The sequence below is a fragment of the Sphingomonas sp. jy18 genome, assembly GCF_056931895.1.
In genome coordinates, this window is sequence record NZ_JBXPBT010000003.1 from 224,712 (window position 1) to 238,899 (window position 14,188).

Annotated in this window: 14 protein-coding genes; 3 read left to right on the forward strand and 11 right to left on the reverse strand. The window is 63.8% G+C overall.

Annotated elements, in window-relative coordinates; all coding sequences use genetic code 11:
* Positions 1-3 precede the first annotated feature (3 nt).
* The 11 genes from bioB to aspS all read right to left on the reverse strand — a co-directional run bounded on the left by bioB (position 4) and on the right by aspS (position 10,893).
* The gene (gene bioB / locus AC0QC4_RS09565; protein ID WP_483659664.1) at positions 4-1,014 is read right to left on the reverse strand and encodes a biotin synthase BioB; all 1,011 of its coding nucleotides are present in this window, start codon (positions 1,012-1,014) and stop codon (positions 4-6) included.
* Positions 1,011-1,415 carry a hypothetical protein gene (locus AC0QC4_RS09570; protein ID WP_483659665.1) on the reverse strand — a complete coding sequence of 135 codons (405 nt, stop codon included), beginning with the start codon at positions 1,413-1,415 and terminating at the stop codon, positions 1,011-1,013. Before AC0QC4_RS09570 ends, bioB begins: the two co-directional genes overlap by 4 nt.
* Positions 1,412-3,556, reverse strand: coding sequence for a methylmalonyl-CoA mutase (scpA, locus tag AC0QC4_RS09575; RefSeq protein ID WP_483659666.1), 2,145 nt, complete (start codon positions 3,554-3,556; stop codon positions 1,412-1,414). The genes AC0QC4_RS09570 and scpA overlap by 4 nt, the downstream gene beginning before the upstream one ends.
* Positions 3,557-3,567: 11 nt before the next feature.
* Positions 3,568-4,179: a glutathione S-transferase family protein gene (locus AC0QC4_RS09580; protein WP_483659667.1), complete on the reverse strand. Its 612-nt coding sequence runs from the start codon at positions 4,177-4,179 to the stop codon at positions 3,568-3,570.
* Positions 4,179-4,961, reverse strand: coding sequence for an enoyl-CoA hydratase-related protein (locus AC0QC4_RS09585; RefSeq protein ID WP_483659668.1), 783 nt, complete (start codon positions 4,959-4,961; stop codon positions 4,179-4,181). Before AC0QC4_RS09585 ends, AC0QC4_RS09580 begins: the two co-directional genes overlap by 1 nt.
* A 78-nt stretch (positions 4,962-5,039) precedes the next feature.
* Positions 5,040-5,480, reverse strand: coding sequence for a methylmalonyl-CoA epimerase (gene mce / locus AC0QC4_RS09590; protein ID WP_483659669.1), 441 nt, complete (start codon positions 5,478-5,480; stop codon positions 5,040-5,042).
* Positions 5,480-5,743 (reverse strand): hypothetical protein, encoded by a 264-nt coding sequence (locus AC0QC4_RS09595; protein WP_483659670.1) that lies wholly within the window; start codon positions 5,741-5,743, stop codon positions 5,480-5,482. Before AC0QC4_RS09595 ends, mce begins: the two co-directional genes overlap by 1 nt.
* A 3-nt stretch (positions 5,744-5,746) precedes the next feature.
* Entirely contained in the window at positions 5,747-7,273 is a 1,527-nt protein-coding gene (locus AC0QC4_RS09600) for an acyl-CoA carboxylase subunit beta (protein WP_483659671.1), read from the reverse strand.
* A 99-nt stretch (positions 7,274-7,372) separates the two neighbouring features.
* Positions 7,373-8,161, reverse strand: a complete 789-nt coding sequence (locus tag AC0QC4_RS09605; protein ID WP_483659672.1) for a polyphosphate kinase 2 family protein — start codon at positions 8,159-8,161, stop codon at positions 7,373-7,375.
* 57 nt (positions 8,162-8,218) lie between these two features.
* The gene (locus AC0QC4_RS09610) at positions 8,219-9,115 is read right to left on the reverse strand and encodes an alpha/beta fold hydrolase (RefSeq protein WP_483659673.1); all 897 of its coding nucleotides are present in this window, start codon (positions 9,113-9,115) and stop codon (positions 8,219-8,221) included.
* A complete protein-coding gene (gene aspS, locus AC0QC4_RS09615; RefSeq protein ID WP_483659674.1) occupies positions 9,112-10,893 on the reverse strand; it encodes an aspartate--tRNA ligase in 1,782 nt (593 codons plus the stop codon). Before aspS ends, AC0QC4_RS09610 begins: the two co-directional genes overlap by 4 nt.
* Before the next feature lie 177 nt (positions 10,894-11,070).
* Between aspS and AC0QC4_RS09620 the strand changes: the two genes are divergently transcribed.
* The 3 genes from AC0QC4_RS09620 to AC0QC4_RS09630 are packed head-to-tail and all read left to right on the forward strand — an operon-like array spanning position 11,071 to position 14,179.
* Entirely contained in the window at positions 11,071-12,612 is a 1,542-nt protein-coding gene (locus tag AC0QC4_RS09620; RefSeq protein ID WP_483659675.1) for a sodium:solute symporter, read from the forward strand.
* A 44-nt stretch (positions 12,613-12,656) separates the two neighbouring features.
* Positions 12,657-13,868 (forward strand): ribonuclease D, encoded by a 1,212-nt coding sequence (rnd, locus tag AC0QC4_RS09625; protein WP_483659676.1) that lies wholly within the window; start codon positions 12,657-12,659, stop codon positions 13,866-13,868.
* Positions 13,853-14,179, forward strand: coding sequence for an I78 family peptidase inhibitor (locus AC0QC4_RS09630; RefSeq protein WP_483659677.1), 327 nt, complete (start codon positions 13,853-13,855; stop codon positions 14,177-14,179). Before rnd ends, AC0QC4_RS09630 begins: the two co-directional genes overlap by 16 nt.
* Positions 14,180-14,188: the final 9 nt, after the last annotated feature.

The window sequence follows — 14,188 nt, forward strand, 5'->3', positions numbered from 1 at the left end:
GAGTTACTCCACAACCTCCGCAACCCGGCAAGCCCGCATCGGCTCTTCCGCCACCATCGCCCGCAGCCCCAGCTTCGCCATCAGCGCCGCGTCCTTATCATCGCCCGCGTTCGCCGCCGTCAGCAGCTTGTCGCCGGTGAAGATGGAATTCGCGCCGGCCATAAAGCACAGCGCCTGTGTCGCCTCGGACATTGACTCGCGCCCGGCGCTCAGCCGCACCATGCTCAGCGGCATGGTGATGCGCGCCACCGCGACCGTGCGGACAAATTCGATGTCGTCGATCTTCGCCAGCGGCTTATCGGCCAGCATGTCGCCCAGCACCGTGCCCTTGACCGGGACCAAGGCGTTGACGGGCACGCTTTCGGGGTGGCGCGGCAGCGTGGCGAGGGTGTGGATGAAGCCGACGCGGTCGGCGCGCGTCTCCCCCATGCCGACGATGCCGCCGCTGCACACATTGATGCCCGCATTGCGGACATGGGCCAGCGTTTCAAGCCGGTCATCCATCGTCCGCGTGCTGATCACCTCATTGTAGCGCTCGGGCGAGGTGTCGATATTATGGTTGTAATAATCGAGCCCGGCCTCCGCCAGCATCTCGGCCTGATGCGGCTCCAGCATGCCCAGCGTCATGCAGGTTTCCAGCCCCATGGCGCGCACGCCCTTCACGATCTCGACGATCGCCGGCATATCCCGGTCCTTGGGATTGCGCCACGCCGCGCCCATGCAGAACCGCTGCGACCCGGCATCCTTCGCCTCCGCCGCCTTCTGCAGCACCGCGCGCACATCCATCAGCTTGGTCGCCTTGACCCCGCTGTCGGCATGCACCGACTGCGAACAATAGCCGCAGTCCTCCGGACACCCGCCGGTCTTGATGCTGAGCAGGGTGCAGAGCTGGATTTCGCCCGCCGCATGGTGCGCGCGATGGGTTTCCGCTGCACGGAACAGCAAGTCGGTGAACGGCAGGTCGAAGAGGGCGGCGATCTCTTCGCGGGTCCAATCAGTACGGGGGCCGATCATTCGGACAAATCTCTCTGCTTAATCTGCCGTGCACGTTCGAACCTTTGCTCAAACCTCTCCTCCGAGAAGGCAAGGTTCGGTGCGTTCTCCGCTATCCATCCGATCACGCAAGCTCTGGACCCTTCGTCAGCATTTACAATGTCGTAGACTGCAACGTCGACCGCGCCAACGTAATCGATCCGGTTGTCGATCCGGCAATGTCTCGTCATTTCCCGGACTCGCTGCATCTCCTCAATCGAGCCAACTGCCACGCTTTCCATATTGTAAATCACAATAGTGCCATCGTCATAAAGTGGAGCACATACAGAGGGATCGCGGATTGGCGCTCTCTCTTCACAACCGCGGACCGCAGCCGACTGGGGCTCGCTCACGCCGAGCGCCAAAACCATCAGTGTAATCATTGTGCAGCCTCGCCCAATCCATCCAGCGGCGGCATATTATGCCCTAGCAGCCGCAGCACATCCGCTGCGCATTCGACGACATTGCTGCCCGGCCCGTAAATGCCCTGCACTCCGGCATCGCGCAGGAAATCATAATCCTGCGGCGGGATTACGCCGCCGGCGATAACCTTGATATCGTGGCGACCCGCTGCGCGCAGGCCGTCGATCAGTTGCGGGATCAGCGTCTTGTGCCCGGCCGCGAGGCTCGACGCGCCGACGACGTCGACACCGCTGTCGAGCGCCAGCACCACTGTTTCCTCGGGTGTCTGGAACAGCGGGCCGGACACCACGTCGAAGCCCATGTCGCCGAACGCCGACGCGATGATATTGGCGCCGCGATCATGCCCGTCCTGCCCCATCTTGGCGACCAGCAGCTTGGGCTTGCGCCCCAGCCGCCGCGCCACAGCCTCGACCCCCGCGGTCACCTGCGCCCAACGATCATCCTCGGCATAGGGTGCGGAATAGACGCCCTTCACCGGGGTCGGCGTGGTGCCGTAGCGACCGAACACCGCCTCCATCGCTGCGCTGATCTCTCCCAGCGTCGCACGGGCACGCGCGGCATCGACGGCGAGGGCGAGCAAATTGCCCTTGCCCGCCGCGCCTTCGCTCAGCGCCGCGAGCGCGGCCTGGCACGCCGCCTCGTCGCGGCTGGCCTTCACCCGCGCAATCCCCGCAATCTGCGCCTCGCGCACCGCGGCGTTGTCGACCTCCAGCGTCTCCAGCCGGTCCTCGCTTGCCAGACGGTATTTGTTGACGCCGACGATGACATCCTCGCCCCGGTCGACCCGCGCCTGCCGCGCCGCCGCGGCCTCCTCGATCATCGCCTTGGGCCAGCCGGCCGCGACCGCCTTGGCCATGCCCCCTTCGCTTTCGACCCGGTCGATGATCGCCTGCGCAGCATCGACCAGTTCGCTGGTCAGCGCTTCGACATAATAGGAGCCGCCCAGCGGATCGACGACGCGCGTCATCCCCGTTTCTTCCTGCAGCACGATCTGCGTGTTGCGGGCGATGCGCGCGGAAAAATCGGTGGGCAGCGCGATCGCCTCGTCGAGCGCATTGGTGTGCAGGCTCTGCGTCCCGCCCAGCATCGCCGCCATCGCCTCCACCGTGGTGCGGATGACATTGTTGTACGGGTCCTGCTCGGTCAGCGAGACGCCCGATGTCTGGCAATGCGTGCGCAGCATCTTGCTGCGTTCGTCCTGCGCGCCCAGCCTGGTCATCGCCCGGTGCCACAGCACCCGCGCCGCGCGCAGCTTGGCGACTTCCATGAAGAAGTTCATGCCGATGGCGAAAAAGAAGCTGAGACGTCCTGCAAACTTGTCGATATCAAGCCCTGAAGCGACGCCATATTTCACATAGTCGATGCCGTCGGCGATGGTGAAGGCCAGTTCCTGCACCTGCGTCGCCCCCGCCTCCTGCATGTGATAGCCGGAGATCGAGATGCTGTTGAACTTGGGCATCTCCTGACTGGTGTAGGCAAAGATGTCGCTGATGATCCGCATCGATGGTTCGGGCGGATAGATATAGGTGTTGCGGACCATGAACTCCTTGAGGATGTCGTTCTGGATGGTCCCGTCGAGAGCCGCACGATCGACCCCCTGCTCTTCCCCGGCAACGATGAAGAAGGCGAGGATCGGGATCACCGCGCCGTTCATGGTCATCGAGACCGACATCTGGTCGAGCGGAATGCCGTCGAACAGGATCTTCATGTCCTCGACGCTGTCGATGGCGACGCCCGCCTTGCCGACATCGCCGACCACGCGCGGATGATCCGAATCATAGCCCCGATGCGTCGCCAGATCGAAGGCGACCGACAGCCCCTTCTGCCCCGCCGCCAGGTTGCGGCGATAGAAGGCATTGCTCTCCTCCGCCGTCGAAAAGCCCGCATATTGCCGGATGGTCCACGGCCGCCCCGCATACATCGAGGCCCGCACCCCGCGCGTGAACGGCGCGAAGCCGGGCAGACCGGGGTCTTCGCGCACATCGTCCGCCGTGTAGAGCGGCTTCACCGCGATGCCTTCGGGTGTCTGCCAGGTCAGGTCCTTGCCCTTGACCTCTTTCGCCGCAGCCACCTGCCAGTCGGAAATCGTCGGATCGCTCATGCTCTCACCATTCAGGCCGCGGCACTCGGCCGGGCGGATGCGCGCGCGTGCCAGTCACGCAACGCCGTCAGCTCGTCGGGGATCGTCATACCGACAAAGCCGGCGAAATCGACCGTTGTCAGCAATATTATGTCGGCAATGCTGTAATCCGCACCGGCCAGCCAGATACCGTCCTTCAGGCTCTCGTCGAAGAAGCGCAACGCCTCGTCGACACGCGGGCGATTGGCCTCGCCCCATTCCGCATTGCGCCCCGGCAGCCGCGCAGTGAAGGCGTGGGTGTGCACCCACACCGCGCCGACCGGCGGCATCAGCACCATCTCGACCCGGCGGCTCCACATCTCGACAACTGCTTGCGACAGCGCATCACCACCGAACAAGGGCGGCTCGGGATGCAGGCCTTCGAGATAACGGCAGATGGCGACGCTTTCGGCGATCACCGTTCCGTCGTCGAGCTGCAGCGCCGGCGTCTGCCCGCGCGGGTTGAGCGCCATAAACTCGGGCGATTTCTGCTCGCGTGCCGGAATGGAGATATCGCGCATCGGCAGCGATATCCCCTTCTCCGCCGCAAAAATCCGCACCCGGCGCGGGTTGGGCGCCGGGTTGGGGCTGTTGAAGAACAGCATCAGGCGCCCTTGAACGCCGGCTTGCGCTTCTGCAGGAAGGCGAGGCCACCCTCCATCGCATCGGCGCTAGATCCGGCAATGCGCTGCCCTTCGGCCTCGGCATTGAGCGCGGCGGCATAATCATTTTCAAGCGCAGTCAGGATGTTGCGCCGCATCACGCCATAGGCCAGTGTCGGCCCTGCGGCGAGCCGTGCCGCCAGCGCGCGCGCTTCGGCCTGCAGCGCGTCATCCTCGACGCACTTGTAGATCATGCCCCATTCGGCGGCCTTCTCGCCCGGGATGCGCTCGCCCAGCATCATCATCTCGGTCGCGCGCGCCTTGCCCACCAGCCGCGGCAGCATCCACGACGCGCCGCCGTCAGGCACCAGCCCGATGTTGACGAAGGCCTGCAGGAAATAGCCCGACTTGCCAGCAATGACGAAATCGCCGCACAGGCCGATCGAGCAACCCACGCCCGCCGCCGGGCCATTGACCGCCGTGATCACCGGGATGTTGAGCTTCGCCAGCGTCATCATCGTCGGATTATAGTGCCGGGTCAGCGCGACATAGCTGGCATCCCCGCCGGAAATCGATCCGCCACCGCGCGCCTGCAGGTCGGCGCCCGAACAGAAGGCCCGCCCTGCTCCGGTGATCACCAGCGCGCGCGCACCGCCCAGATTGTGCAACGCCAGATTGATGTCGTCGGCCATCTGCAACGACGCGGCATTGAGCCGCTCGGGCCGGTTGAGCGTGATGGTGGCGATATCCTCGCTGATATCCAGCGTGATGGTTTCATAGGTCATGCGCATCTCTCCCAGATGATCCGGCCGGAACGACTCTCCTGCCCCGGCGCGCAAGCTGCCCTTTACGTAAACGTAAGTCTAGTGGTCGGCTGCGGGTGTTTCCATAATCTCGGTCAGCACCCCGCCCATGTCGCGCGGGTGGACGAAGAAGATCGGCGTGCCATGCGCACCGATACGCGGCTCGCCGAGCACGCGCTTGCCCTGCGCCTCGAACTCGGCCTTGGCAACGTGAATATCCGGCACCTCGTAACAGACATGATGCTGCCCGCCCGCCGGGTTCTTCTCCAGAAAAGAGGCAATGCTGGTGTTGCCCGGCAGCGGCTCGATCAGCTCGATCTGCGTGCCCGTCATCGCCCCATCCGCACCCGGCGTGTCGACGAAGCATACCTTCACGCCCTGTTCGGGCAGGTCGAAGGGTTCATGGATTTTCGTCGCACCCATGACGTCGCGGTAGAAGACGATGCTGTCGGCGATGGACGGCGTCGCGACGCCGATGTGGTTGAGGCGGCCGAGTTTCATCAGAAAATTCCCAAGATTTGCAAAATGATAGAAAGAGCAAACAACGCCGCAAAAAGCCAAACCAAGGCCCCCATCGCCCTTTGCCAAGCTACACCGGCATAAAACCCGTCTTGGCCTTTCAATACTGGCTTAGGCTGTTTTGATTCGATCCAATCCCGCGGGATTTCACCTTTTGCTCTCCACTCGCTTCCCTGCTTCCAGAGCCCATATCCCAAGACTCCGAAGACGAACGCGCCGATCAACTTCAATATGATCGCGGTCATGGCTTACAACGGAATATTGTCATGCTTCTTCCAAGGATTTTCGAGGCTCTTGTTCCGCAACTTCCGCAACCCCAGCGCCACCCGCCGCCGCGTCGAATGCGGATAGATCACCTCATCGATATACCCGCGCGAAGCCGCCACGAACGGATTGGCGAAGCGGTCCTCATATTCCTTGGTCCGCGCCGCAATCTCCTCAGGGTCTTTCGACCGGAAGATGATCTCAACCGCGCCTTTCGCGCCCATCACCGCGATTTCCGCCGTCGGCCAGGCATAGTTCAAATCGCCGCGCAGATGCTTCGACGCCATCACGTCATAGGCCCCGCCATAGGCCTTGCGGGTGATGACGGTGATCTTGGGCACGGTCGCCTCGGCATAGGCGAACAGCAGCTTCGCTCCATGCTTGATGATGCCATTATGCTCTTGGCTCGTGCCCGGCAGGAAGCCGGGGACGTCGACAAAGGTCAGGATCGGGATTTCGAACGCGTCGCAGAAACGCACGAAGCGCGCCGCCTTCTTCGATGAATTGATGTCGAGCACACCCGCCAGCACCATCGGCTGGTTGGCGACCACGCCGACGGTCCGCCCCTCGATGCGCCCGAAGCCGCAGATGATGTTGGCCGCATGGCCAGGCTGGATTTCGAAGAAATCGCCCTCGTCCAGCACCTTCCTGATCAGCTCGTGCATGTCATAGGGCTGGTTGGCCGATGGCGGGATCAGCGTGTCGAGGCTGTCCTCGATGCGGTCCCACGGGTCGTCGGTCGGCCGTTCGGGCACGCCGGTGCGGTTGTTCTCGGGCAGAAAGTCGAAGAAGTCGCGCGCCGCCAGCAGTGCCTCTATGTCATTCTCATAGGCGACATCGGCAACGCTGGTCTTGGTGGTGTGGGTGATCGCCCCGCCCAGCTCTTCTTGGCTGACCACCTCGTTGGTCACCGTCTTGACCACGTCCGGTCCGGTGACGAACATGTAGGAGGAATCCTTCACCATGAAGATGAAGTCGGTCATCGCAGGCGAATAGACCGCCCCACCCGCACACGGCCCCATGATCAGGCTGAGCTGCGGCACCACGCCGCTCGCCAGCACATTGCGCTGGAATACCTCGGCATAGCCGCCCAGGCTCGCCACGCCCTCCTGGATGCGCGCGCCGCCACTGTCGTTGAGGCCGATGACCGGCGCGCCGACCTTCATCGCCATGTCCATCACCTTGCAGATCTTCTGCGCATGCCGTTCGGACAGCGATCCGCCGAACACGGTGAAATCCTGGCTGAACACGTAGACCAGCCGCCCGTTGATCGTGCCCGATCCGGTGACGACGCCATCGCCCGGGAAAATCTGCTCGGCCATGCCGAAGTCGGTGCAGTTGTGCTCGACATACATGTCGAGCTCCTCGAACGATCCTTCGTCGAGCAGCACATCCAGCCGCTCGCGCGCAGTCAGCTTGCCCTTGGCGTGCTGCGCTGCAATCCGCCTTTCACCCCCGCCCAATCGGGCGGCGGCGCGGCGGCGTTCCAGTTCGGCAATGTTGGATGACATCGATGCACTCTCCCGGCGGTCCGCACTTTGCATCGTCTCTTTCGCAGCAGGCCACGCATTGCAATGCCTGATTTGCGAAAGGTCGGCGCCGCGGCAGGATCAGCGCTCGGCCGGCTTGTAGCCGAAGGCCTCCTCAGCCAGCCTGACCACCTCCGCATCGGCCGCAGGCGCGACCATCGGCACTGCAGCCTCCAGCCGCTCGGCAACATGCGTCAGCGCGGCGATGCGCGCCGCCTTCTTGTTGTTGCTGTCGATCACGGTCCACGGCGCCCAGCGCGTGTCGGTGCGATCGAACATGTCGGCATAGGCGCGCAGATAGTCACTCCGGCGGGCACGGTTGCGGAAATCCTCGGCACCGGTTTTCCAGCGCTTCCACGGGTCGTCGAGCCGGTCGGCCAGCCGCCGGTCCTGTTCCTTCTGCGTCACATGCGTGAACAGCTTGATCAGGGTCACGCCATGTTCGGTCAGTTGCGCCTCGAATTCGTTGATCTCGTCATAGCCCCGGCTCCAGTCGCGCTCGGAGGCAAAGCCTTCGACCCGCTCGACCAGCACCCGCCCGTACCAGCTCCGGTCGAACACCGCGATCTCGCGCTTTCCGGGCATCCGCGTCCAGAAGCGATAGAGAAAGTGACGGTCCTTCTCGGCCTGCGTCGGGGCGGCAATCGGCCAGACCTGGAAATAGCGCGGGTCCCATTCGGCGCACAGCCGCTGGATGATGCCCCCCTTGCCCGCTGCGTCCCAGCCTTCCAGCAGGATGATCGATTCGCGCTGATGGATGATGTGCGCGGCCTGAATGCGGGCCAGCCGCTCCTGCAGCGCCAGGAGGTCGGCATCATAATCGCCGCTATATTTTGCGCCCTTCTCGAAATCGCCCAGATCGACAGCCATCGCACGCTCCTTCCATCCCGACAGCCTACCGGCTTCCGCCTTTCGGCGCGAGCCTTGTTAACCTGTTGCTTTTAAATAGATTTCTCTGATCAGCGCGGCCAGCCGTTCGGGCTGCTCCATCGGAATGAAATGCGACACATCCGGCCAACATAGGTCTAGGGCTTCAGGCAAGTGCGCCGCCAGCGCCGGCCAGGTCGGGCTGATGCTGAAGTCCATCGGCCCCTGCCGCTCCGCCACCCGCGCGCGCAGGACGGTGGCGGGGCAACGCACCTTCGCCAGCATCCCCATCGCATCGTTGCGCGCCGCGCCCAGATAGGCGCTGGCCTCGATCTCGGGCGGGCAGCCCAGCACCAGCCCGTCACCGTCCGGAGCCGGATTGAGACCGAAGCGGCAATAGTCCGCCAGCGCCGCCGGGCGCCACGAACTATAAGGCGCGCGCCCAGCAAAGGCATCGATCATCGCCTGCGCGTCCGGCCACCGCCCGCGCCGACGCGCCACCGGGTGCGTCGAGGGGTCAGGCTCAGTAGCGCCAGTATCATAGGTCTCTGGCGGCAGGATCACCGGATCGACAAGCAACAGCCGCGCGACCTTGTCCGGCAGGAGTCCAGCCAGCACCGCAGCGCAATAGCCGCCCATGCTGTGGCCGACTGCGACCAGCCGACCCGGAATGGCGGCAGACACCAGCGGCACAAGATCGGCTGCCGTCGCGCTCCAGTCTCCGATCGAGGCCGGCTTGTAACTGCGCCCATGGCCGCGCAGATCGGGCGCGACGATGTGTGGCAGCGGCGAACCGAGCGCTGCCAGCGCCTCTATGGTCTGGTCCCACAGCCGGGCGTGAAAGCCCGTGGCGTGGAGCAGCAGCAGCGACGGCCGGTCGGTGGGCTTACCCCACTCGAACCAGCACAGCTCGCCTGGCCCAAGCGTCAGCCGATGCTCGAGCGGCGCCGCTGTCATCCCGCCTTGGGGCCATCGACAACGCGGATATGCAGCTCCTTGAGCTGCTTGTCGGTGACCACCGACGGCGCGTTCATCATCAGGTCTTCGGCCTTCTGGTTCATCGGGAACAGCACGACTTCGCGAATGTTCGGCTCGTCCGCCAGCAGCATGACGATGCGGTCGACGCCGGGCGCGGAGCCACCGTGCGGCGGTGCGCCGAACTTGAAGGCGTTGATCATGCCGGCGAAATCCCGGTCGACATCCTCGCGGCTGTAACCGGCAATCTCGAACGCCTTGTACATGATGTCCGGGCGATGGTTACGGATCGCGCCCGACGACAGTTCGATGCCGTTGCAGACGATGTCATATTGCCAGGCGAGGATGTCGAGCGGATCCTTGGTTTCCAGCGCCTCCAGCTCGCCCTGCGGCATCGAGAAGGGGTTGTGGCTGAAATCGATCTTGCCGGTATCCTCGTCCGCCTCGAACATCGGGAAATCGACGATCCAGCAGAATTTGAAGCAGCCCTGCTCGATCAGGTCCAACTGCTCGCCGATACGGGTACGGGCAAGCCCAGCCAGCTTGGCGGCCTGCGCTTCCTTGCCAGCGGCAAAGAAACAGCCATCGTCGGGGCCAAGGCCCAGCGCATCATAGATGGCCTGCATGCCAGCTTCGCCATGGTTCTTGGCGATCGGCCCGCCGAACTCGCCGCCCTTGCGTGTGACATAGCCCAGGCCGGGATAACCCTCCCCTTGCGCCCAGGCGTTCATGTCGTCGAAGAATTTGCGGCTCTTTTCCGCAGTGCCGGGTGCCGGGATGGCGCGCACCACGCTGCCCGCGGCGACCATGTCCGCGAAGCGCCCGAAACCCGAGCCGACAAAATGCTCGGAAACATCGGTGATGATGAGCGGGTTGCGGAGATCGGGCTTGTCGTTGCCATATTTCAGCATCGATTCGCGGTAGGGAATGCGCGGGAATGGTGCAGGCGTCACCGTCTTGCCGTCGGCGAATTCCTCGAACACGCCCGCCAGCACCGGCTCGATGGCGGCGAACACATCGTCCTGAGTGACGAAGCTCATCTCGAAGTCGAGCTGGTAGAATTCGCCCGGGCTGCGGTCAGCCCGCGCATCCTCATCGCGGAAACAGGGAGCGATCTGGAAATAGCGGTCGAACCCCGCCACCATCAGCAGCTGCTTGAACATCTGCGGCGCCTGCGGCAGCGCATAGAATTTGCCCGGATGGACGCGGCTCGGCACGAGGAAATCGCGCGCGCCTTCGGGCGACGATGCGGTGAGGATCGGCGTCTGGAACTCGGTGAAGCCCTGCTCGATCATCCGGCGACGCAAGCTGGCGATGACACCCGAACGCAGCAGGATATTCTTGTGCAGCCGCTCGCGCCGCAGGTCGAGGAAGCGGTATTTGAGGCGGATATCCTCGGGATATTCCTGCTCGCCGAACACCGGCATCGGCAGCTTGTCAGCAGTCGACTGCACTTCCACGGCACTGGGGAAAACTTCGATCTCGCCGGTCGGCAGCTTGGGGTTCAATGTTTCTTTGGCACGCGCCGACACATTTCCAGTGACAGTCAGAACAGACTCGGCTCCGAGGGCGTCGACCATCTTGCTTAGCTCTGAGCCCGTCTCGAAGACGATTTGCGTGACGCCATAATGATCGCGCAGATCAACGAAAAGAACGTTTGAGTGCTCGCGCTTGCGGTGGACCCAGCCGGACAGGCGGACGGTGCCGCCGACGTCTGTGCTGCGGAGCTGGCCGCAAGTGTGGGTGCGATAGGCGTGCATGGATAAGCTCTTTCGATGGGTTCGGCGACCACATGGCGGGCCGCGCAATCTTGAGCGCGCCTAACACAGTCGAGCGCGGCATTTGTCAAGGATAAGGGTTGCGCCACTGGTCTGCCGCTTGCCAACCGGTGCCAAACCGGCAACCAGTCGGGCCATTGCCGGGGGGCCCGACAGATCATGACCTTGTCTTTCACCGCTGCCGACTGGGCCGTCGTTCTTGCCTATATCGGCACGCTTGCTGTCGCCGGATGGCTGGCGACACAGCGGATGCGCAGCAGTGAGGATTTCTTCCTCGCCGGCCATCATGCGCCGACCTGGCTGGTGGCGGTGTCCGTGCTGTCGACCACGCAATCGGCCGCGACTTTTCTTGGCGCGCCCGATTATGCCTATCGTGGCGATTACAGCTATCTTGCCAGCAACATCGCCGCGCTGATTGCCGCGTTCCTCGTCGCCCGGCTGCTGATCCCGCGCTTCTATGCGCTGGGCGTGACCACCGTCTACGAACTGCTGGAAAGCCGGTTCAGCGTGGGTGCGCGCCGTGCGGCTGCGGCGATGTATCTGGTCGGCCGCATCCTCGCCAGCGGCGCGCGGCTGTATCTCGCCGCAATCGCGGTATCGATGATGATCTTTCTGGACGTCGATGCCGACCATATGCTCATCGCATCGATGCTGCTGGTCCTGTTCGGCATCGCCTTCACCTTGTTCGGCGGTTTGAACGCCGTGATCTGGAGCGATCTGGTGCAAGTGGTGCTCTATGTCGGGGCAGCGCTGCTGGTGCTGACGCTGCTCTTGTCTTCGATCACGGCCAGCCCTGCTGAGGTGTGGAGTGCGCTCGCCCATGCCCCGGATGGGCAAAACAAGCTGCAACTCATCGACACGTCCTTGGACTTCAGCGCGCCATTCTCCCTCGCTGCGATCCTGACCGGCGTCGTGCTCCTCAACATCGGCAATGCCGGGCTCGATCAGGATACCACCCAGCGCTTCCTCGCTTGCGAGGATGCGCGCGCGGGACAGCGGGCGCTCTATGCGTCGGCGCTGGCGACGATCCCTGTCGTTGCCCTGTTCATGGCGATCGGATCGCTGATGTGGATCTTCTACAACCGGCCCGACTTGATGGGCGGCGATGCGGCAGCGGCGAGCGCGACCTTTGCTGGCGAGAAGATCACCGTCTTCATGTCCTACATATTGAGTGAGGTTCCACCCGTGTTGCGGGGCCTGGTGACCGTGGGCGTCATTGCGGCGGCAGCGATCAACTCCGGCTTGATCTCGATGGCGGCAGTGCTGGTCAGCGATTTCTACCGGCCGCTGCGCGAGCGCACCGCCGTCCTGCCCGACCGGCACTATGTACTGGCCGGGCGCGTGGCGATGGTGCTCTTGGCACTCGCCCTGTTCGCCACCTCCATCCTTTGCTTCTACTGGCAGCGCTATGCCGACACGCCGTTGCTGGAATTCGTGCTCGGTGTGATGGCGTTCGCCTACTCCGGTCTGCTTGGTGTCTATGGCGTGGCGCTGTTCACACGCCGCGGATCGACCGCCTCGGTCATCGCCGCGCTCGCCATGGGTTTCCTCGCCACGCTGGTGCAGCAACGCTATGTCGTCGAGGCGCTGGGGCTTCCGGACAGCTGGGGCAGCCTCGCCTTTCCATGGCAATTGTGCATCGGCACGGCGCTCGCGTTTCTGACCTGCCTCGCCGGGCGGCAGGGTCCGCGTACGCAATGAAACGCCCACTTCAAACTTCTACGATTCGCGCCTAAGGCTGGCCGATGGCAGGACACCAACTGATAACCGACAGCGCAACCTTGGCCGATTTCTGCCAGCGCGTTTCGGACGCCCCGTTCATCACCGTCGACACCGAATTCATGCGCGAGTCGACCTACTATCCCGAACTCTGCCTGATCCAGGTGGCAACGCCTGAAATCGCGGCAGCCATCGACCCGCTGGCGCGCGATATCGATCTCGATCCGCTGCTCCATCTCCTGGTCGAGCGTGAAGACATCCTCAAGGTGTTCCACGCCGGTGGGCAGGATGTCGAAATCATCTACAATCTGACCGGCAAGACCCCGCATCCGATTTTCGACACGCAGATCGGCGCAATGGCGCTCGCGCAGGCCGAGCAGCTTGGCTATTCCAATCTGGTCGAAAGCTGGCTGGGTCTGACGTTGGACAAGGGTGCGCGATTCACTGACTGGTCGCGCCGTCCGCTCGACAAGCGGCAGATCGACTATGCGATCGCCGATGTCACGCACCTCGCCATCATCTTTCCGCGTATGCTCGACAAGCTCAAGCAGACTGGGCGCGGCGAGTGGCTGGACGAGGAGATGGAAAAGCTCGCAGATCCGGCCAATTACGCCATGCACCCGGAAGACGCATGGCACCGGGTCAAGATCCAGTCCAAAAAGCCCGATGTGCTCGGCCGCCTGCGCGCCCTCGCCGCCTGGCGCGAGGTGGAGGCGCGCTCCAAGAACCTGCCGCGCGGTCGCATTGCGAAGGATGAGACGCTGGCCGACATGGCAGCCCATCCGCCGCGCACGCAGGACGACTTGGCCAAGGTGCGCGGCCTTTCCGCCAGTTGGCGCAACAATGACATAGGCGCGCGGTTGATGCTGGCACTGGCCGACGCCGAGCCGATGAAGCGAGAGGAAATGCCCGAGGCCCCGGCACGCGGGCCGGGTCTCGGCAAGGACGGCGCGCTCGTCGCCGACCTCCTCAAGCTGCTTCTCAAGATCCGCGCGCGAGAACTCAATGTGGCCTCGCGCCTGATTGCCCGCAGCGATGACATCGAACAGCTTGCGGCCGGCGCGCGGAGCGGCCTCGCCATCCTGACCGGCTGGCGTGCCGAAGTTTTTGGCCGTGATGCGCTGGAACTTGTCGAAGGTCGGCTCAGTTTTGCCGTACGCAAAGGCAGGCTGGTGATGACCCGCCCTCCGGTCGAAGGAGGCGATGGCTTGGAGGAACAGCAATGCGATACGCAATGACCGGCTTTACCGTCCTGGCCTGCTGGGCGCTTGCCGCCTGTGCCACCGGACGGGCCGATCGCTATGAGACCGGACAGCGCGAGCCGATTTCGTTGCGCGACGATGGCGACGAATGCGGGGCGAGCCTGGTGCAAAGCTTCGTCGGTATCCGCGCCAATGAGACGCTGCGCGCTGAAATCGCCACCCGCTCCGGCGCGCAAACCATTCGCTGGATCGAGCCGGGCATGGCGGTAACGATGGATTTCCGCGCGGACCGCCTTAACGCAGAGCTGGACGCTGACGGCGTGATTACGGTCTTGCGCTGCGGCTGACCGTCACGC